General features: G+C 64.9%; 16 protein-coding genes. 8 read left to right on the top strand and 8 right to left on the bottom strand.

The genetic code is table 11. From position 1 onward, the window contains the following. The first annotated feature begins 56 nt into the window (after positions 1–56). The 4 genes from dnaK to NX780_RS06515 all read left to right on the top strand — a co-directional run bounded on the left by dnaK (position 57) and on the right by NX780_RS06515 (position 4,428). Positions 57–1,997 carry a molecular chaperone DnaK gene (dnaK, locus tag NX780_RS06530; protein WP_258827040.1) on the top strand — a complete coding sequence of 647 codons (1,941 nt, stop codon included), beginning with the start codon at positions 57–59 and terminating at the stop codon, positions 1,995–1,997. A gap of 147 nt (positions 1,998–2,144) precedes the next feature. Beyond that, positions 2,145–3,272, top strand: a complete 1,128-nt coding sequence (gene dnaJ, locus NX780_RS06525) for a molecular chaperone DnaJ (RefSeq protein WP_258827039.1) — start codon at positions 2,145–2,147, stop codon at positions 3,270–3,272. A 102-nt stretch (positions 3,273–3,374) separates the two neighbouring features. Further along, a complete protein-coding gene (can, locus tag NX780_RS06520) occupies positions 3,375–4,070 on the top strand; it encodes a carbonate dehydratase (protein WP_258827038.1) in 696 nt (231 codons plus the stop codon). Then, complete coding sequence (locus NX780_RS06515) at positions 4,048–4,428, top strand: nucleotide pyrophosphohydrolase (protein ID WP_258827037.1); 381 nt, start codon at positions 4,048–4,050, stop codon at positions 4,426–4,428. The genes can and NX780_RS06515 overlap by 23 nt, the downstream gene beginning before the upstream one ends. A 3-nt stretch (positions 4,429–4,431) precedes the next feature. Here the strand turns inward: NX780_RS06515 and NX780_RS06510 are convergent, their stop codons facing one another. After that, entirely contained in the window at positions 4,432–5,097 is a 666-nt protein-coding gene (locus NX780_RS06510) for a hypothetical protein (RefSeq protein WP_258827036.1), read from the bottom strand. A 147-nt stretch (positions 5,098–5,244) separates the two neighbouring features. Next, positions 5,245–6,699 carry an NAD-dependent succinate-semialdehyde dehydrogenase gene (locus NX780_RS06505; RefSeq protein WP_258827035.1) on the bottom strand — a complete coding sequence of 485 codons (1,455 nt, stop codon included), beginning with the start codon at positions 6,697–6,699 and terminating at the stop codon, positions 5,245–5,247. Between the two features lie 182 nt (positions 6,700–6,881). Between NX780_RS06505 and NX780_RS06500 the strand changes: the two genes are divergently transcribed. Continuing rightward, positions 6,882–8,525, top strand: a complete 1,644-nt coding sequence (locus NX780_RS06500) for a S41 family peptidase (protein ID WP_258827034.1) — start codon at positions 6,882–6,884, stop codon at positions 8,523–8,525. Positions 8,526–8,543: 18 nt separating this feature from the next. Here the strand turns inward: NX780_RS06500 and NX780_RS06495 are convergent, their stop codons facing one another. Together NX780_RS06495 and NX780_RS06490 are read right to left on the bottom strand one after the other, a co-directional pair. Further along, positions 8,544–9,161 (bottom strand): beta/gamma crystallin family protein, encoded by a 618-nt coding sequence (locus NX780_RS06495; RefSeq protein ID WP_258827033.1) that lies wholly within the window; start codon positions 9,159–9,161, stop codon positions 8,544–8,546. Positions 9,162–9,322: 161 nt separating this feature from the next. Further along, positions 9,323–9,874, bottom strand: a complete 552-nt coding sequence (locus tag NX780_RS06490; RefSeq protein ID WP_258827032.1) for a PEP-CTERM sorting domain-containing protein — start codon at positions 9,872–9,874, stop codon at positions 9,323–9,325. A gap of 441 nt (positions 9,875–10,315) precedes the next feature. On the opposite strand from NX780_RS06490, the gene NX780_RS06485 reads away from it, so the two are divergent. The 3 genes from NX780_RS06485 to NX780_RS06475 all read left to right on the top strand — a co-directional run bounded on the left by NX780_RS06485 (position 10,316) and on the right by NX780_RS06475 (position 14,093). Next, positions 10,316–11,110, top strand: coding sequence for a gamma-glutamyl-gamma-aminobutyrate hydrolase family protein (locus tag NX780_RS06485; RefSeq protein WP_258827031.1), 795 nt, complete (start codon positions 10,316–10,318; stop codon positions 11,108–11,110). 136 nt (positions 11,111–11,246) lie between these two features. After that, on the top strand, positions 11,247–12,617 hold the full coding sequence (locus NX780_RS06480) for a glutamine synthetase family protein (RefSeq protein WP_258827030.1): 1,371 nt from the start codon (positions 11,247–11,249) through the stop codon (positions 12,615–12,617). A gap of 33 nt (positions 12,618–12,650) precedes the next feature. Further along, the gene (locus NX780_RS06475; protein WP_258827029.1) at positions 12,651–14,093 is read left to right on the top strand and encodes an aspartate aminotransferase family protein; all 1,443 of its coding nucleotides are present in this window, start codon (positions 12,651–12,653) and stop codon (positions 14,091–14,093) included. A gap of 21 nt (positions 14,094–14,114) precedes the next feature. Here NX780_RS06475 and NX780_RS06470 read toward each other — a convergent pair whose 3' ends face one another. From NX780_RS06470 to NX780_RS06455, 4 genes are all read right to left on the bottom strand, one after another. Next, the gene (locus tag NX780_RS06470) at positions 14,115–14,582 is read right to left on the bottom strand and encodes a hypothetical protein (protein ID WP_258827028.1); all 468 of its coding nucleotides are present in this window, start codon (positions 14,580–14,582) and stop codon (positions 14,115–14,117) included. Between the two features lie 18 nt (positions 14,583–14,600). Beyond that, positions 14,601–15,308, bottom strand: a complete 708-nt coding sequence (locus NX780_RS06465) for a hypothetical protein (RefSeq protein WP_258827027.1) — start codon at positions 15,306–15,308, stop codon at positions 14,601–14,603. A 178-nt stretch (positions 15,309–15,486) separates the two neighbouring features. Continuing rightward, entirely contained in the window at positions 15,487–16,950 is a 1,464-nt protein-coding gene (locus NX780_RS06460; protein ID WP_258827026.1) for a high affinity choline transporter 1, read from the bottom strand. Between the two features lie 176 nt (positions 16,951–17,126). Then, positions 17,127–18,671: a catalase gene (locus NX780_RS06455; protein WP_258827025.1), complete on the bottom strand. Its 1,545-nt coding sequence runs from the start codon at positions 18,669–18,671 to the stop codon at positions 17,127–17,129. Positions 18,672–18,795 lie beyond the last annotated feature (124 nt).

Below are 18,795 nucleotides of genomic sequence, written 5' to 3'. Positions count from 1 at the left end.
TTTTTCCCAATATTCGAATCCATCCGAAACTACAGCATTTAAAAGGAAAACAAATCATGGGCAAGATCATCGGTATCGACCTGGGGACCACCAACTCCTGCGTCGCCATCATGGAAAACGGCACGCCGAAAGTCATCGAGAACGCTGAAGGCGCGCGCACCACGCCGTCGATCATCGCGTACCAGGAAGACGGCGAGATCCTGGTCGGCGCGCCGGCCAAGCGCCAGGCGGTCACCAACCCGAAAAACACCCTGTTCGCAGTCAAGCGCCTGATCGGCCGCAAGTTCGACGAGAAGGAAGTCCAGAAGGACATCTCGCTGATGCCGTACGCGATCACCAAGGCCGACAACGGCGACGCCTGGGTCGGCGTGCGCGACAAGAAGCTGGCGCCGCCGCAGATCTCGGCCGAAGTCCTGCGCAAGATGAAGAAGACCGCCGAAGACTACCTCGGCGAAGAAGTGACCGAAGCCGTCATCACCGTGCCGGCCTACTTCAACGACTCGCAGCGCCAGGCGACCAAGGACGCCGGCCGCATCGCGGGCCTGGACGTCAAGCGCATCATCAACGAGCCGACCGCGGCCGCGCTGGCATTCGGCCTGGACAAGACCGACAAGGGCGACCGCAAGATCGCCGTGTATGACCTCGGCGGCGGCACCTTCGACGTGTCGATCATCGAGATCGCGGACGTGGACGGCGAGAAGCAGTTCGAAGTGCTGTCGACCAACGGCGACACCTTCCTGGGCGGCGAAGACTTCGACCAGCGCGTGATCGACTACATCATCGACGAGTTCAAGAAGATCAACGGCCTCGACCTGTCGAAAGACCCGATCGCCCTGCAGCGCATCAAGGCTTCGGCCGAGCGCGCGAAGATCGAGCTGTCGTCCTCGCAGCAGACCGAGATCAACGAGCCCTACATCGCGATGGCGAACGGCGCGCCGGTCCACCTGAACCTGAAGATCACCCGTGCCAAGCTGGAAGCCCTGGTCGAGGAACTGATCGCCAAGACCATCGAGCCGTGCCGCGTCGCCATCAAGGACGCCGGCATCAAGGTCTCGGACATCGACGACATCATCCTGGTCGGCGGCATGACCCGCATGCCGAAGGTGCAGGAAAAAGTGAAGGAATTCTTCGGCAAGGATCCGCGCAAGGACGTGAACCCGGACGAAGCCGTCGCCGTCGGCGCGGCCATCCAGGGCTCGGTGCTGTCGGGCGAGCGCAAGGACCTGCTGCTGCTGGACGTGACCCCGCTGTCGCTGGGTATCGAAACCCTGGGCGGCGTGATGACCAAGATGATCCACAAGAACACCACGATCCCGACCAAGTTCTCGCAGGTGTTCTCGACCGCCGACGACAACCAGCCGGCCGTGACCATCAAGGTCTACCAGGGCGAGCGTGAAATCGCAGCGGGCAACAAGAGCCTGGGCGAATTCAACCTCGAGGGCATCCCGCCGGCGCCGCGCGGCACCCCGCAGATCGAAGTGACCTTCGACATCGACGCCAACGGCATCCTGCACGTGGGCGCGAAGGACAAGGCCACCGGCAAGGAAAACAAGATCACCATCAAGGCCAACTCGGGCCTGTCGGAAGAAGAAATCCAGAAGATGGTGAAGGACGCCGAGCTGAACGCGGAAGAGGACAAGAAGGTCAAGGAACTGGCCGAAGCCCGCAACCAGGGCGACGCGCTGGTGCACTCGACCAAAAAGTCCCTGACCGAGTACGGCGACAAGCTGGAAGCCGGCGAGAAGGAGAAGATCGAAGCGGCGATCGCCGACCTGGAAGGCGCGCTGAAGTCGGGCGACAAGGCCGACATCGACGCCAAGACCTCGGCACTGTCGAGCGCGGCGCAGAAGCTGGGCGAGAAGATGTACGCCGACATGCAGGCGCAGCAGGCCGGTGCGGCAGGCGGCCAGCAGCCGGGCGCCGAGTCCGCTGGCCAGCAGGCGCAGCAGGACGACGTGGTCGACGCCGACTTCAAGGAAGTGAAAGACGCGAAGTAATCTCCGGCGGGCAGGGAGCTCGGCTCCCTCCCCGCAGCACGGAACCACCGAGCCGCTGCGACCGATTGGTTCCCCGGCTCGGTTTTTTTGCCGCATTCATATTAGTACAAGCCGTATTACCGTTTCTAGACAAGCAAGGTGCCGCCAATGGCAAAGCGTGATTTTTACGAGATCCTCGGGGTCGCCAAGAACGCGTCGGAAGACGACATCAAGAAGGCCTATCGCAAGCTCGCGATGAAGTACCACCCCGACCGCAACCCGGACAACAAGGAAGCGGAGGAGAAGTTCAAGGAGGTCAAGGAAGCCTACGAGATGCTGACCAATCCGGAGAAACGCGAGGCCTATGACCGCTACGGTCATGCCGGCGTCGATCCGAACATGGGCGGCGGCGGAGGCGGCTTCGGCGCAGGCGGTTTCGGCGACGCCTTCGGCGACATCTTCGGCGACATCTTCGGCGGCGGCCGTGGCCGCGGCGGCGGCGGACCCCAGGTCTACCGCGGCGCCGACCTGCGCTACAACCTCGAGATCACGCTGGAACAGGCGGCCCACGGCTACGAGACCACCATCCGCGTGCCGAGCTGGGACAAGTGCGACACCTGCCACGGCAGCGGCGCCAAGCCGGGCACCCAGCCGGTCACCTGCACCACCTGCGCCGGCCACGGCCAGGTGCGCATGCAGCAGGGCTTCTTCAGCATCCAGCAGACCTGCCCGAAGTGCCACGGCAGCGGCAAGATCATCCCGGAACCGTGCGCGGCCTGCGGCGGCGCCGGACGCATCAAGCGCAACAAGACGCTGGAAGTGAAGATCCCGGCCGGCATCGACAACGGCATGCGCATCCGCTCGACCGGCAACGGCGAGCCGGGCACGAATGGCGGACCGTCGGGCGACCTCTACGTCGAGATCCACATCAAGCCGCACGCCGTGTTCCAGCGCGAAGGCGACGACCTGCACTGTGAGATGCCGATCTCCTTCGCGAAAGCCGCGCTGGGCGGCGAGATCGAAGTGCCCACGCTCACCGGCAAGGTCTCGTTCACGGTGCCCGAAGGCACCCAGACCGGCAAGACCTTCCGCCTCAAGGGCAAGGGCATCAAGGGCGTGCGCTCGGGCTACACCGGCGACCTGTTCTGCCACGTGGTCGTCGAGACCCCGGTCAAGCTGACCGACAAGCAGAAGGACCTGCTGCGCGAGTTCGACCGTTCGACCAACGAGGGCGGCGCCAAGCACAGCCCGCAGAGCAAGGGCTGGATGGACAAGGTCAAGGACTTCTTCGAATAAGAAGCCGCTCGAGAAACCGCTGACGGCCAACGCCCTCGGCGGTTTTTTTTCGTCCGGCTGGTATACTTTGCCTATTCAGTACGCATCACACAGGGAGAAAAATTGGACAACAAGACAACGGGCGTGACCGCCGAAGACCTCTTCGCACGCAACCGCAAATGGGCCGCCTCGATGGTGGCCGAAGACCCGAACTTCTTCAAGGCGCTGTCGGAACAGCAGGCCCCGGAATACCTGTGGATCGGCTGCTCGGACAGCCGCGTGCCGGCCAATGAACTGCTGGGCATGGCGCCGGGCGAACTGTTCGTGCACCGCAACATCGCCAACGTGATCGCTCACTCCGACCTGAACGCCCTCTCCGTGCTGCAGTTCGCGATCGACGTCCTGAAGGTCAAGCACATCATCCTGTGCGGCCACTACGGCTGCTCGGGCGTGGGCGCGGCGCTGACCGGCGCGCGCGTGGGCCTGGCCGACAACTGGCTCGGCCACGTGCGCGACGTGCGCGACAAGCACGGCAAATACCTCGGCAACGTGGCTGGCCGGGCCGCCGTCAACCGCCTGGTCGAACTGAACGTGGCCGAGCAGGTCATCAACGTGGCCCAGACCACCATCGTGCGCGACGCCTGGGAACGCGGCCAGCCGCTCACCATCCACAGCTGGGTCTACGGCGTGCACGACGGCCTGCTGCGCGACCTCGGCATCACGGTCAGCTCGTTCGAAGAGATCGCGCCCAAGCTGGACCGCGTCCTGAGCGGTTACCTTGACGGGGACCAGGTGCGTGAAGAACGACGCGGACAGTGATCTCGCGCGCCTGCGCGCCATCATCCGCACCTTTGTCGACGAGCGCGACTGGGACCAGTTCCACACGCCCAAGAACCTGGCCTCGGCCCTGACGGTGGAGGCGGCCGAGCTGCTGGAGCATTTCCAGTGGCTGAAGGACGGCCGTCCTGAAGAACTGGGCGAGGCCAAGCTGCTTGAAGTGCGCCACGAGATGGCCGACGTGCTGGTCTATCTCGTGCGCCTGGCCGACAAGCTGGACGTCGACCTGTTCGCGGCAGTGGAAGAAAAGATGGTGCTCAACCGGGCCAAGTACCCGGCCGAGCAGGTGCGCGGCGACGCGCGCAAATACCATGAGTACAAGGACCGCGGCGAGGCCTGAGGGTCAAGAGCCCAGCCCGGCGATGGCCGGTTCCGGTCCCAGTTCCGGCATGCCCTCGACATAGCTGGACTTGGCCTGCGCCGCCGTCTCGATGCTGCGCACCATGTCGCGGATCGTCTTGTTGACCCATTCCTCGGGCGTGCCGACCAGGCGGTTGGCGAGGTCGCGCGAGACCTGCTCGAGTCCCCCTTCGGTTTTCTGGAACACCGCATAGGTGTCCAGCTGGTAGCCGGCCTTGTACTTGTACAGGCAGGCGTACAGGGTCAGGTTGTTCGAGCCGGCGATGTGGCGCACCGCGCGTGCGGTCCAGGCCGCGCCTTCGCAATTCGCCGCCTTGAATCCGGCGCCGCCGTTCTGCATTGCCGCCATCTGCATCAGCTGTCCGACGCCGGTATTGCCCAGCTTTGCCCCGAGGTCGGTGATGGTGAAGCGGCCAGGCGTCTCCGGCACCACGGCGCCCAGCTGCAGCGGGGTGTTCGCATTGACGCTGTTGGTGTTGCGGCCCAGGCCTGCGGTCGCGGCGCGGGCAAGCGTGGCGGTGGATGCGCCGGTCTTGAAGTCGAAGATGTGGTACATCTCGACGGTGGTGTTCTTCTGCGCCAGGTAGCTGTTGGTGCTGCCGCAGGCGGTGAGGAGGACCAGCGGGAGGAGGAGGCCGAGCTTTTTCATGGTGTCCCTTTCGTGAATGGCGATTGCGGTTCGAATGGGACGGATTGTAGGAAGGGGCGAAAGCGGCGCACAGGCCTGTTGCGACCAGTGCGCCGAATCGCGGAATGGATGCGGCGTTTCGGGGAATGGGGCTGACAGAATGCGGCCTTACATGCCGCCCAGGCAGATGTACTTGAGGACGAGGTAATCGTCCATGCCGTACTTCGATCCTTCGCGCCCCATGCCCGACTGCTTCACCCCGCCGAAGGGCGCGATCTCGTTCGAAATCAGGCCCGTGTTCACGCCGACGATCCCGCTTTCGATCCGCTCCGCCACGCGCCACACGCGCCTGATGTCGCGCGCGTAGAAATAGGAGGCCAGGCCGTATTCGCTGGCGTTGGCCAGTTCGATGACTTCCTCTTCCGTCCTGAAACGAAAGAGCGGCGCCACCGGGCCGAAGGTCTCCTCGTTCGACAGGCGCATCGCGGGCGTCACGTCCAGCAGGATGGTCGGCTCGAAGAAGGTGTGGCCGAGCGCGTGGCGCTTGCCGCCCACCAGCACGCGGGCGCCCTTGGACACGGCGTCCTCGATGTGCTGCTCGACCTTCCGCACCGCCTTCTCTTCGATCAGCGGACCCTGGTTCACGCCAGGCTCGACGCCGTTGCCGACCTTGAGCTTGCCCACGGCGGCGGCGAGCTTTTCAGCGAAGGCGTCGTAGACCCCGTCCTGCACATAGATGCGGTTCGCGCACACGCAGGTCTGGCCCATGTTCCGGTATTTCGAGGCGATCGCGCCTTCGACCGCGGCGTCGATGTCGGCGTCGTCGAAGACGATGAAGGGGGCATTGCCGCCCAGTTCCAGCGACAGCTTTTTCAGCGTCGGCGCGCACTGCTCCATCAGCAGGCGCCCGACCTGGGTGGAACCGGTGAAGCTCAGCTTGCGCACGGTGGGGTTGGCGCACAGCTCGCCGCCGATGGCTTTCGAATCGCCCGTCAGCACCGAGAACACGCCTTTCGGCACGCCGGCGCGCTCTCCCAGTTCCGCCATCGCCAGGGCCGAGAAGGGCGTCAGCTCGGCGGGTTTCAGTACGATGGGACAGCCTGCCGCCAGCGCGGGCGCCACCTTCCGCGTGATCATCGCGGCCGGGAAGTTCCAGGGAGTGATGGCGGCGCAGACGCCGATCGGCTCTTTCGTGACGAGGATGCGCAGATTGGGGGAAGGCGGCTCCAGGATGTCGCCCTCGATGCGCTTGCCCTGTTCGGCGAACCATTCGAAGAAGGACGCGGCGTAGCCGACTTCGCCCCTGGACTCGGCGAGGGGCTTGCCCTGTTCGAGCGTCATCAGGAGCGCCAGGTCGTCGGCGTGTTCCATCATCAGCTCGTACCAGCGGCGCAGGACGGCGGCGCGTTCCTTGGCGCTCTTGCGGCGCCATTCCGGCCAGGCCTTGCCGGCGGCTTCGATCGCGCGGCGCGTCTCGAGGGCGCCCATGTGCGGCACGGTGCCCAGCGTCTCGCCGGTGGCGGGGTTGGTGACGGTGATGGTGGAAGCGTCATCGGCGTCGGCCCATGCGCCGCCGAGATAGGCCTGCTGGCGCAGCAGGCTGGGGTCGTTCAGGTTCGGCATGGCAGTGCTCTCCATGGCTGCGTTCGGGATTGAGCATGGTAGACCTTTTTGCAAGACGCGGGCGGACGGCCGGGCAGGAAGCAAGCGGCCTGTGCCGCGTTTCGTGCGGCCTGTCGCACGGCACTTACGTCGACATGCGGCGCTTCCTAGAATCGCACCCATCCAAGAACAAGGGAGTTTCCATGGCACGCAGCATCCTCGCCGCCGCGCTCTTCGCGGCCTTCTCGAACGCCTGTTTCGCCCAGGCCGCGCAAGAACTCGAAGCCCAGGGCCAGCGCGCCTACGAGGCGAAGCAGTACGCGCAGTCGGCCGCGCTCTACCAGCAGGCCTGGCAGCGCGAACCGAACGCCGCCCTGCAGTACAACGCCGCCTGCTCGCATGCGCTGGCGGGCGACGTCGAGCAGGCTTTCCGCGCCCTGCTGCTGGCCGTCGAGGGCGGCTACAGGAACGTCGAGCACATGGAGCGCGACGGCGATCTGGCGGTGCTGCGCCGGGACGCGCGGTGGGCGCCCCTCGTCGCCGAGGCGAAAGAGAAGCAGGCCTTCGATGCGCGCCTCTTCGATTCGCCGGCGCTGGCCTCGCCCTACCGCGAGAACCTGGGCGAGGACGAGAAGGTCGCCGGCCTGTCGAAGTTCTGGTCCGAGGTGAAGTACAACTTCGTCTACGTGGACAAGCTCAGGGAGATCGACTGGGACCGGCTGTATCTCGAGACCATTCCGAAGGTGCGCGCCACCACGTCGACCGCCGAGTACTACCGCGTGCTGATGGAGCTGTGCGCGAAACTGCAGGACGGCCACACCAACGTCTACCCGGGGGAGGAACTGCGCCGCACCACGATGGCGCGTCCGCTGCTGCAGACCCAGCTGGTCGAGGGCAAGGTGCTGGTGCGCGCGGTGCAGGATCCGGCCTTGCTGGCCAAGGGCATCGCGCCCGGCGCCGAGATCCTCGAAGTCGATGGCGAGCCCGTGATCGCCTACGTGGAGCGCGAGCTGGTGCCCGTCATCAGCGCCTCGACGCCGCAGGACATGGTGCGCCGCGCCTACGGCTATTCCTTCCTGTCCGGCCGCCTGGACAAGGCGCCGACCGTCCTGTTCCGCCTGGCGAACGGCAAGACCGTCGCGCTCGAGGTGCGCCGGGTCGATCCCGAGACGTATGCGAAAACGCTGCCGCAAACGCCGCCTTTCGAGCTGCGCAAGCTGCCGGGCAATGTGGCCCATGTGGCGCTGAACAGCTTCGGCGACAGGCGTGCGGCGGACGCCTGGCTGGCCGCCTTCGAGCAGATCAAGGAAAGCAGCGCCGTGATCATCGATGTGCGCAACAATGGCGGCGGCAATTCCGACGTCGGCTACAAGGTGCTGGCCACGCTCACCGACAAGCCCTTCGAGACCGGGCGCTGGTCGACCCGCCAGTACGTGCCGACCTATCGCGCCTGGAACCGCGCCATGCCGGACCTGAACAAGCCGCACAAGCCATGGGCGCCAGATGGGGCGCGCCACTATACCGGCCCGGTCGCGCTGCTGACATCAAGCGGCACCTACTCGGCGGCCGAGGATTTCACGGTGGCTTTCGCATCGATGAAGCGCGGCCCGATCGTGGGCGAGGCCACGGGCGGCAGCACCGGCCAGCCCCTGTTCATCTCGCTGCCGGGCGGCGGCGTCGCGCGCATCTGCACCAAGGCCGATACCTTCCCCGACGGCCGCGCCTGGGTCGGCCATGGTATCCAGCCGGACATCAAGGCCGCGCCACGCGTGAAGGACCTGCGCGGCGGCGGCGACACCGTCCTGGCGGCGGCGCTGGCCGCGCTGAAGCCGCACATGGAGGAGTGAGGCGTCGCGGGGCCGGTATCAGCGCACCCTGCGCACCGATGACACCATGCCGTCCAGCCCGCGCGGGAGCGGATGGCGGCCCGGCCCGTAGACGACACAGCGCCCGCGGTAGTCGTCATGCTCGCAGACTTGCCATTCGCCTTCGCGGACGATCATCGAGCCCGCGCGATCGTTGAAATTGCGTGAACGCAGGGAGTGCACATCACTTGCCAGCATGATGCCCTCGCCGCCGAAACGGCGATCGGCGAACAGCTCGACCGGCGGACCGCGCCGGCCCCACCCGCCATCGTCATGGCGCCGGTCCCGGTCGCGGTATCCATCGCGTCCGCGACCGCGCTCCAGTTCACGCACCGACGAAGCCTGGTCGTTGAACCCGTCGAACATCCGGTATTCGCCCGGCCCCAGCACGATGCAGCGGCCGCCGAAATCCTTGTGCTCGCAGATCTCCCAGGTGCCCGAACGAACGATGGCCGAGGACGCGCGGTCATTGAACCCGATCCTGTCCAGGTTCATGACCGGTTCGCGCAGCGTCAGCGGACGGCCGCGGTAGTCCGCATCCGTGAACAGCGAGATCTCGCCGGCGGCAGCGTGGTTGATCGATGCCAGCAGGGCGAGGGCGGCGAGCAGGGGTTTCATCGTTTCTCCATGAGAGGCAGCGCGCGGGCGCGACGCGCACCCGGCTTTCCTTCCATAACGCAATGCCCCTGGAGACGGTGTACTGCACAGCTGTAACAGATTGCTACGGAATGGCGACCGCATGCCCGATGCCGCGCTGGCGGCGCTGGCGCAGTGATGCCTCAGGCGGGGCGGCGCCGCCGCAGGGCAGCCAGGCCGAGCAGGCCGGCGCCCAGGCTCAGGAGGGTGGCCGGCTCCGGCACGTCCGCTTCACGCGTGACGTCGACGGTGAGGGTGGAACGGGCGAACATCACGTCCTGTGGAGAGATGCAGACGCCGAACAGGCGCCGGTCGCAGCCAACGCTCAGCGTCACCCACAGCATGCCGTCGTCCAGCACCGAGGTGTCGAGCCCGAAGGTGTAGTCCTGGCCCCAGAGCGTCACGTTCGAGGTCGTGCCGCCGACGGCGCCGTCGAAACGGAAGGTCACCGTCTCGCCATGCGCGCGCGTCAGGTCGGTGAGGTCGTACAGGTAGATCGCAAGCGATGCCGAATTGATGACCGGCCCCGGCAGGCCCTCATCGCGCAGGTCATGCAGGTAGCTGATCGACACGTAGGAATTGATGTTGAGATCGATCAGCGGATTAACCGTGTGCGTGATCAGCTCGGCCGAGGCGCTGCCGCAGATGCCGAAAGCCAGTGCGGCAGCGGCCAGCGTGCGTTTGAGTGCTTTCATGGATGCTCCCTCTTGGTGGATCTTCCTCATGTCGCGGGAAGTTGTCAGCTTCTAAGCAAGCGGCATGCCTGAGCTGGGTTTGTCCATGGATTCAAGGACTTGGCCCGACGCGCGCAAGTATTGTGGGGAAGTGTTGTCAACTTTCGCGACAGGGACGAAAGGAAGAGCCGCCGCTTTTCGTTTGCTGCTGTGAAATAAAATTTCATCGACTGGCAGTTTCTGAAAGGAAATTTCATGCCGCCGCGCCGCCAGCCGTGTTGGCATGCTCGCGGAGATACCGTTAAGCTTTTGCTATGGAACCTCTGTTCCCTGGCAGATCAGCAGGATGCGCTCCTCCCGCGCCACGTCACCACGACACTGTTGATCTTAATCAATAGCCACTCGCGCCCGGACCGGAATGGTCGTATCATGGTTTCGTGCGCTTCACGACAAGGTAGAGACATGCGCCCCATCGTCATCGTCCCCGCATGCACGCGTGATTTCGGCGAACATCCTTATCACGCTGCCCAGCACAAGTATGTCGACGCCGTCGTCCTCGGCGCCGATTGCGCTCCCATGATCCTGCCCTCCCTGGGCGCGTCGCTCGACCTGGAAACCATGCTGCAGCTGTGCGACGGCATCATGCTGACCGGCTCGGCGTCGAACGTGCACCCCAGCTACTACTCCGAGGAAGTGCTCGACCCCAGCCTGCCCCAGGACCCGGCGCGTGACCAGACCACGCTGCCCCTGATCCGCGAAGCGGTCAAGCGCGGCATCCCGATCATCGCGATCTGCCGCGGCTTCCAGGAAATGAACGTGGCCCTGGGCGGCAGCCTGCACCAGGCGGTGCAGACCGTGGCCGGCAAGTTCGACCACCGCGAGAATCCCGAGCTCGGCATGGACGAGCAGTACGGCGACGCCCACAACGTCACCCTCACGCCCGGCGGCTGCCTGGAGCGCATGCTGGGCCAGTCCGAGATCCCCGTGAACTCCCTGCACGGCCAGGGGGTGAACGAACTCGCCCCCGGCTTGAGCGTCGAAGCAGTAGCGGAGGACGGCCTGGTCGAAGCATTCTCGGTGTCCACCGCGCCGGGCTTCACGCTGGCGGTGCAGTGGCATCCCGAGTGGCGCATCCAGCACAACCCTTATTCGATGAAGATGTTCGGCGCCTTCGGCGATGCCTGCCGCGAACGCCAGGCGCAGAAACGGGCGCAGCAGCTCGAGCAGCTGCGCGAGCAGTCAAGGAGTTCCGCATGACCGTGTTTGTCAACCGGATGGCCGGCCTCCTGTGGGCCACCAGCGCCGTCCCCTAGCTTCCCTGCCTGATGTGAAGAGCGCACCCGGCAGGCCGCCGCCGTGCGCGTCGTATCCACAACAGCTAGAAGAGGCAATCATGGCAATCCGCGACAATTTTTCTTACACCGACATGGAGGAGTGGCTCAACGCGAAACGGGTCACCGAAATCGAATGCCTGGTCCCCGACCTGACCGGGGTGGCACGTGGCAAGATCCTCCCTCGCATCAAGTTCACCGAAGACCGCGGCATGCGCATCCCCGAAGTGGTGCTGGGCATGACCGTCACCGGCAACACCCCGGAGCGCGACGACTCCTATAACCGCGCCATCGCGGCCACCGACCGCGACATGATCCTGAAGGCCGACCCCACCACCATCACCATGGTGCCCTGGGCCGTCGACCCCACCGCGCAAGTCATCCACGACTGCTACTTCGCCAACGGCGAGCTGGTCGACTTCGCGCCGCGCAGCGTGCTGCGCCGCGTGCTGGGGCTGTATGCGAAGAAGGGCTGGAAGCCGGTGGTGGCGCCCGAGCTCGAGTTCTACCTGACGGCCAAGAACATCGACCCGAACCTGCCGCTCTCGTCCCCGGTCGGCCGCAGCGGCCGCGCCGAGACCAGCCGCCAGGTCTACAGCATCGACGCCGTCAACGAATTCGACCCGCTGTTCGAGGACATCTACGACTACTGCGAGATGATGAACCTCGACGTCGACACCCTCATCCACGAGATCGGCGCCGGCCAGATGGAAATCAACTTCCTGCACGGCGACCCGCTGGGCCTGGCCGACAAGGTCTTCTACTTCAAGCGCACGCTGCGCGAAGCGGCGCTGAAGCACGAGATGTACGCCACCTTCATGGCCAAGCCCATGGCCGACGAACCCGGTTCGGCGATGCACGTGCACCAGAGCGTGGTCGATGCACAGACCGGCAAGAACATCTTCAGCAACCCGGACGGCACCGCGGCGCCGGCCTTCCGCCACTACATCGGCGGCCTGCAGCGCTACATGCCGTCGGCGATGGCCATCATCGCGCCCTACGTGAATTCCTACCGCCGCATCGTGCGCCACTCGGCCGCGCCAATCAACCTCCAGTGGGGCCAGGACAACCGCACGGTGGGCTTCCGCGTGCCGGTGTCGGGGGCCCAGGACCGCCGCATCGAGAACCGCGTGATCGGCGCCGACGCCAACCCCTACCTGGCGCTGGCGGTCACGCTGGCCTGCGGCTACCTCGGCATGACGGAAGGGGTCGAACCGAGCGCCATGGTGGAAGACAGCGCCTACGACATGCCGGTCGAGCTGCCCCAGGGCCTGTCCGAGGCCATCACCCTGCTGCGGCGCGAAGACCGCTTGCGCGATGTCCTGGGCGAGCGTTTCATCGACGTGTACTCTGCGGTGAAGGACCTCGAGCACCAGGAGTTCATGCGCGTCATCAGTCCGTGGGAGCGGGAACACCTGCTTCTCCACGTGTGATCGATTGGGTCCAGAGAAAAATGGGAGCCAATCATGACCACCAATACCCCCGTGGCCTCGCTGCGCGTGACTGCGCCCGAGGCGCAGGAAGCCTATGACACGCAGGCCCTGCAGCAGCTCGATAGCGCACACTACCTGCATCCCTTCACCGACCACGCCGCGCTGAGGGAACGCGGCGCGCGCGTGATCGTGCGCGCCGACGACGTCTACCTCTGGGATTCGGACGGCAAGAAGATCATCGACGGCATGGCCGGCCTGTGGTGCGTGAACGCCGGCTATGGCCGCGCCAGCATCGCCGACGCCGTCCATGCGCAGCTGCTGCAGCTGCCCTTCTACAACAGCTTCTTCAACACCACCAATGTGCCGGCCGTGAAGCTGGCGGCCCTGCTGGCGCAGATCGCGCCGCCCCAGTGCCAGCACGTCTTCTTCACCGGCAGCGGCTCGGAAGCCAACGACACCATCGTCCGCATGGTGCGGCGCTACTGGCAGCTGGCCGGCAAGCCCGGACGCGACGTCATCATCAGCCGCCGCAACGCCTACCACGGCTCCACCCTCGCAGGGGCCTCGCTGGGCGGCATGGCCGGCATGCACGCGCAGGGCGGGCTGCCGATCCCCGGCATTGTCCACATCGGCCAGCCCAACTACGCCGAGGAAGGGCGCGGCATGAGCGAGGCCGAATTCGGCCTGCACGCAGCCGGCTGGCTGGAAGAGAAGATCCTCGAAGTCGGCCCGGACCGGGTCGCCGCCTTCATCGGCGAGCCGGTGCAGGGCGCGGGCGGCGTCATTATCCCGCCCGCCACCTACTGGCCCGAGATCCAGCGCATCTGCGACAAGTACGACATCCTGCTGGTGTCGGACGAGGTGATCTGCGGCTTCGGCCGCCTGGGCACCTGGTTCGGCTGCCAGCTGATGGGTTTCGAACCGGACCTGATCGCCTTCGCCAAGGGCGTCACCTCGGGCTACGTGCCGCTGGGCGGCGTGCTGGTTGGCTCAAGGGTGGCGCATACCTTGATCGATAAGGGCGGGGACTTCAACCACGGCTTCACCTATTCCGGCCACCCGGCCGCCTGCGCGGCGGCGCTGGAGAACATCCGCATCCTGCAGGCCGAGCGCCTGGTGGAACGCGTGGCGCTGGAGACCGGGCCGCACCTGAAGGCGCGCTTCGCCTCGCTCACCGCACATCCGCTGGTCGGGCATGCCGAAACCTGCGGCCTCGCCGCGGGGCTGAACCTGGTGCGGCGCAAGGGACAGACGGCGCACGACTGCGAAGCCTTCCCTTCGACCCAGGCGGTGGGGATGCTGTGCCGGAAGCACATGTTCGACAACGGCGTGATCATGCGCGCGGTCGGCGACCGCATGATCGTGGCGCCGCCCCTGTCGATCAGCGTGGCGCAGATCGACGAGATGGTGGACCGGATCGGCTACTGCCTGGACCTGACGCTGGAAGAGGTGGCGGCGCGGGGGTGGATGGCGTAACAAGCCAGCGTGCGTGAATCTCTACCTGGTCTCGGGCAGAGGGCGCCCCTTGAGCCTGAAGCGCTTCACGAAACCGAATGGCCGGCTGACGCCTTTGGGGTCGGAGAAGGGTAGTGATGCGACGCCGCAGTCCAGGATCTCGAGCTCCCAGGTGATTCCTCCGATGAACTGGAAGCGCATGGTATTCGGCGCTACCAGTTCGAGCTCGGAAAACGCGCCGGTCGTGTACATGCCGCCCAGGCTTGCCGAGTCGACAAGTTCCCAGTTGGCGTCGAACAGATAGAGACGCAAACTGTCCTCGAAAGCGATATCGTCTCTGATGAACAGGAGGCAGCAGTCTTTCCACTGCACCGCAGCCTCAAGAACTTCTCCAGTCACGATGCGCCCGGTCGGCCTGCCGTCGACCAGGATCTCGCTTTGGGCGAGCGCGTGTTCGGACCAGGCGCTCGTCAATTGAAGCGATACGTCGGAGGGTGAGAGGAGTTTCACGGTTGCAAGTGCTCACTATCAGATAAAGCTCACGCCAAAAGCACTCAACGCGCCACCGACGAAGGCGCCTACGGTCACGCAGACGGGGGCTCCAGGACCACATGCAAGACCAGCCAGGGCGCCCCCGGCAATCCCTCCACCGATCCCCGCACCGGTTACCGCCAGTTCCTTCACTGCCGTTGCTGCCTTGTTCTGCGATGTCGCGACACTGTACACGGAAAGGCCGAGCGACAGGAACAGGAGACCCCTGCCGGCATAGGAAAGACGTGACATTGCTCTGGTAATCGTTGGGTTGGACTTTCCCGCAGACGTCACGATTGCGGCATAAACGCTGTTTTTCTGGGAGGCGGATAGGCGGGAGAAGATCGCGCGCTCGCCGTGAAGACGCTTTGTCTGAGCAGCGATCAGATGATTCAAGGAGTAGCCTTGCGCCTTCAGGCGCTGCGCCAAAGCACGTCCGACTGGCGTGCTGCGCGACCGTACGATTTCCATGACGATGTTACGTGTTTCTTGCGCTTGCTTCGCAGCCTCTGTCCAGGTAATGCGGCCTGCTGTCGCCTCCTGGCGAAGCTGATCTGCCATCTTCTTGATCTCGCGGCTGTATGCGAGTCTTGCGCTGGAGTCGATCGTCACATGCGCACCGAGGTTCGCTACTTGAGCCTCCAAAGCATCGATGGCATGTTCGAATGCGATTCGATTCTCTACTGCTGCTTCTGCGGTAGCCATATTCCATCCTGAGATGATGTGAACGGCTGAAGGTTATCGGTATGCGCACTGTGTAAATTGCGTACGCTTAACGATTGCTCGCTTTACAGGACATAGAAGAACGAGGCTTGATGCACGTGAAAGTCGAGCGTGACAGATGGGCCCTTGCCAGGGGACCCATTGCTGGAACAGATAGGGGTCAGGCTTCGGCCGTGACGATGTGCTTCGCCGGTTCGCTGCGGTTCTTCAGCACCTGCGGCGCCAGCGAACCGACGAACATGCCGGCGAAGGCCGCCAGCAGGCCGGCCAGCTGGCCCGGGAAGGCATCGCCCCAGCTGGTAATCTGCGGGAAGAACAGCAGCCACACCAGGATGCCCGCGCCGATCGACAGGATGGCGCCTTGCGTGGTCGCGCGCTTCCAGTACAGGCCCATCACCAGGGGCACGAAGGCGCCCACGAGCGTGACCTGGTAGGCGCTCGACACCAGTTCGTAGATCGAGGTGCCTTCCATCGCGATCGCATACATCAGCACCAGCGCGGCGAAGACCACGATGGTGATGCGCATGGCCAGCAGCAGCTGCCTGTCGCTCATGCCCGGGCGCAGGTTCTTGAGGATGTTCTCGACAAAGCTGGTCGACGGCGCCAGCAGGGTGGCCGAGGAGGTGCTCTTGATGGCCGAGAGCAGGGCGCCGAAGAACAGGATCTGCATGATCAGCGGCATCTTGGTCATGATGAAGGTCGGCAGCAGGCGCTGGTAGTCGTTCTTGGCGATGTCCATGGCCGAATCGCCCATCACCACCACGGCCGCGGCGACGATGAACATCGGCACGAAGGCGAACAGGATGTAGCTGGCGCCGACGATCACGGCGCCGGTGCGCGCGGTCGGGGCGTCCTTGGCCGACATCACGCGCTGGAACACGTCCTGCTGCGGGATCGAGCCGAACATCATGGTGATGGCCGCGCCGACGAAGAAGGCGATGTCGGTGAAGCTCGGCTCCGGCAGCACGCGCCACAGGTCGGCCTGCTGGGCCATGGCCAGCACCTTGTCCGGACCGCCGGCGAGATCGGCGGCGAAGAAGGCGATGATGGTCATGCCGACCACCAGCACGATCATCTGGATGAAGTCGGTGATCGCCACGGCCAGGAAGCCGCCCACGACCACATAGATCAGCACCGCCAGGGTGCCGATGACCATGCCGGTGGCCGGCGCCATCGCGCCACCCGTCAGCACCGTGAACACCAGGCCCAGCGCCGTGATCTGCGCCGCCACCCAGCCCAGGTAGCTCAGGATGATGGCCACCGAGCAGAACACCTCGATGCCCTTGCCGTAGCGCTGGCGGTAGTAGTCGCCAATGGTGAGCAGATTGAGTTTATACAGTTTGGTGGCGAAGAACAGGCCCACCAGGATCAGGCAGGAGCCGGCGCCGAAGGGGTCTTCGATGATCGCATTCAGGCCGCCCTGCACGAACTTGGCCGGCACGCCCATCACGGTCTCGGCGCCGAACCAGGTCGCAAACGTCGTGGTGATCACCATGATCAGGGGCAGGCTGCGGCCGGCCACGGCGAAGTCGCTGGTGTTCTTGATACGCGTGCCCGCCCACATCCCGAGTCCCAGCGTGCCGAGCAGGTAAAGCGCGACGAAAACGATCAGAGTGGTGTTCATGCGGTGCGGGCTCCGGGGGAGGAAAATTATCGGGCGGAAAATCCGCGATTATAAAGGCAGATTCTGCCTCTTGGATCAACTTTGTCCGCTTTTATCCGGGATGTTGTTCGGAGGGACAAGAATGGAAAAAGCCCGCCATGGAGCCATGGCGGGCCGGTGGGCGGGGAGGGCGGCGCTTATTCCTTCAGCGCGGCCGCCAGCCCGGCGATGGTGTCGGGATCGGCGCCGACCGCCTTCACGAGGCGCAGGCCATAGCCGGCGTCCGCTTTCCAGAAGTGCGAGAGCATGGTGTGCAGGATTTCCTTGTTGCCCACCCGTTTCAGGTCGCCCGACAGGTTGGCGATCAGGTCATCCTGGTCCTGCTTGCCCAGGGAGCGGTAGAACTCGCCCGCCTGGCGGAAGTTCAGGGTTTTCGCAATGCCTTGCTGCTGGGTCGCGCCGCGCAGCGGCAGGGCGCTGGCGCGGGCATGCGGGCTGGCCGGGAGCGGCGCCAGGCGGCTCGGCTCGTAGTTCACCGAACCGGTGCGGCCGCTGATGCTGGCGGCGCCGTCCTGCTGGTGGTTCCTGACCGGGACCAGGGGACGGTTGATCGGCAGGGCCTGGTAGTTGGTGCCCACGCGGTGGATCTGGGTGTCGTTGTACGAGAACAGGCGGCCTTGCAGCATGCGGTCCTCCGACGGCTCGATGCCCGGCACCACATTACCCGGGGCCAGCGCGACCTGCTCGGTCGATTCGAAGAAGTTGTCCGGCACGCGGTTCAGCACCATGGTGCCGATCGTGCGCTCCGGTACCCCGGTCCAGACCTTGGTCGCATCGAGGGGATCGAAGTCGAACTTGTCCAGGTCTTCCGGCTTGAGCGTCTGGATGGTCAGGTCCCAGGCCGGGAACCGGCCCTTGCCGATCGCCTCATACAGGTCGGCGGTCGCATGGCTGGTGCTCTTCGCCTGCACGGCGCCAATCTCGGCCGGGCGCAGGTTGCGCTCGCCCTGGCGCGACTTCCAGGCGAACTTGACGTAGGTGGTCGCCCCCTTGGCGTTCACGAACTTGTAGGCATGGACGCTGCTGCCGTTCATCTCGCGGTAGTTGGCCGGCACGCCCCAGTTCGAGTAGACACGGGTCAGCATGTGCGTCGCCTCGGGAATGTGCGAGAAGAAGTCGAAGGCGCGTTGCGGGTTGCCGGTATTGGTCACCGGGTCCGGCTTGAGCGAATGAATCATGTCCGGGAACTTGATCGCATCGCGGATGAAGAAGATCGGCAGGTTGTTGCCGACCAGGTCCCAGTTGCCTTCTTCGGTGTAGAACTTGGTGGCGAAGCCGCGCGGGTCGCGCGCGGTCTCGGCCGAACCGGCGCCGCCGATGACGGTCGAGAAGCGCACGAATACCGGTGTGACCTTACCCTTGCTGAACAGCCTGGCCTGGGTGAGTTCGCCCAGGTCTTCGGTGGCGGTGAAGCTGCCATGGGCGCCCGTGCCGCGCGCGTGCACCACGCGTTCCGGGATGCGTTCGCGGTCGAAACGCTGCAGCTTCTGCACCAGGTGCACGTCCTGCAGCAGCACCGGGCCGTTCGGGCCGGCGGTCTGGCTGTTCTGGTTGTCGCCCACGGGGGCCCCGTTGTCCTTGGTGAGTTGGGCCTTGGCGCCGTTGATCATGGCCATGAGTCCGACCGCCAGGGTCAGGCTGCAGGCGACCATGCGGCCGGAAGGAAGATGCAGAGCTTTCATAAGAGATATCTATCGATTTGTATTATTCGAGAGATTTATTCTATTGCTCATGCATATGATTAAAGAAATTGATTGTTGCTATGCAAGCGATAGTGTTCTCCCTGGTTCAAGGAAGCGTTAAGAT

The sequence above is a fragment of the Massilia agri genome, assembly GCF_024753255.1.
Lineage (GTDB): Bacteria > Pseudomonadota > Gammaproteobacteria > Burkholderiales > Burkholderiaceae_D > Telluria > Telluria agri.
Note: the sequence above shows the minus strand (reverse complement) of the source record. Positions and strands in the feature narration are given on the sequence as shown.

Bases quoted from the DNA above. Each gene is read 5' to 3' on its own strand.
- dnaJ (WP_258827039.1), top strand. From the start codon at position 2,145: ATGGCAAAGCGTGATTTTTACGAGATCCTCGGGGTCGCCAAGAACGCG.
- NX780_RS06475 (WP_258827029.1), top strand. From the start codon at position 12,651: ATGACCACCAATACCCCCGTGGCCTCGCTGCGCGTGACTGCGCCCGAG.
- NX780_RS06460 (WP_258827026.1), bottom strand. From the start codon at position 16,950: ATGAACACCACTCTGATCGTTTTCGTCGCGCTTTACCTGCTCGGCACG.
- NX780_RS06500 (WP_258827034.1), top strand. From the start codon at position 6,882: ATGGCACGCAGCATCCTCGCCGCCGCGCTCTTCGCGGCCTTCTCGAAC.
- NX780_RS06465 (WP_258827027.1), bottom strand. From the start codon at position 15,308: ATGGCTACCGCAGAAGCAGCAGTAGAGAATCGAATCGCATTCGAACAT.
- NX780_RS06490 (WP_258827032.1), bottom strand. From the start codon at position 9,874: ATGAAAGCACTCAAACGCACGCTGGCCGCTGCCGCACTGGCTTTCGGC.
- NX780_RS06455 (WP_258827025.1), bottom strand. From the start codon at position 18,671: ATGAAAGCTCTGCATCTTCCTTCCGGCCGCATGGTCGCCTGCAGCCTG.
- NX780_RS06505 (WP_258827035.1), bottom strand. From the start codon at position 6,699: ATGCCGAACCTGAACGACCCCAGCCTGCTGCGCCAGCAGGCCTATCTC.
- NX780_RS06510 (WP_258827036.1), bottom strand. From the start codon at position 5,097: ATGAAAAAGCTCGGCCTCCTCCTCCCGCTGGTCCTCCTCACCGCCTGC.
- dnaK (WP_258827040.1), top strand. From the start codon at position 57: ATGGGCAAGATCATCGGTATCGACCTGGGGACCACCAACTCCTGCGTC.
- NX780_RS06480 (WP_258827030.1), top strand. From the start codon at position 11,247: ATGGCAATCCGCGACAATTTTTCTTACACCGACATGGAGGAGTGGCTC.
- NX780_RS06495 (WP_258827033.1), bottom strand. From the start codon at position 9,161: ATGAAACCCCTGCTCGCCGCCCTCGCCCTGCTGGCATCGATCAACCAC.
- NX780_RS06485 (WP_258827031.1), top strand. From the start codon at position 10,316: ATGCGCCCCATCGTCATCGTCCCCGCATGCACGCGTGATTTCGGCGAA.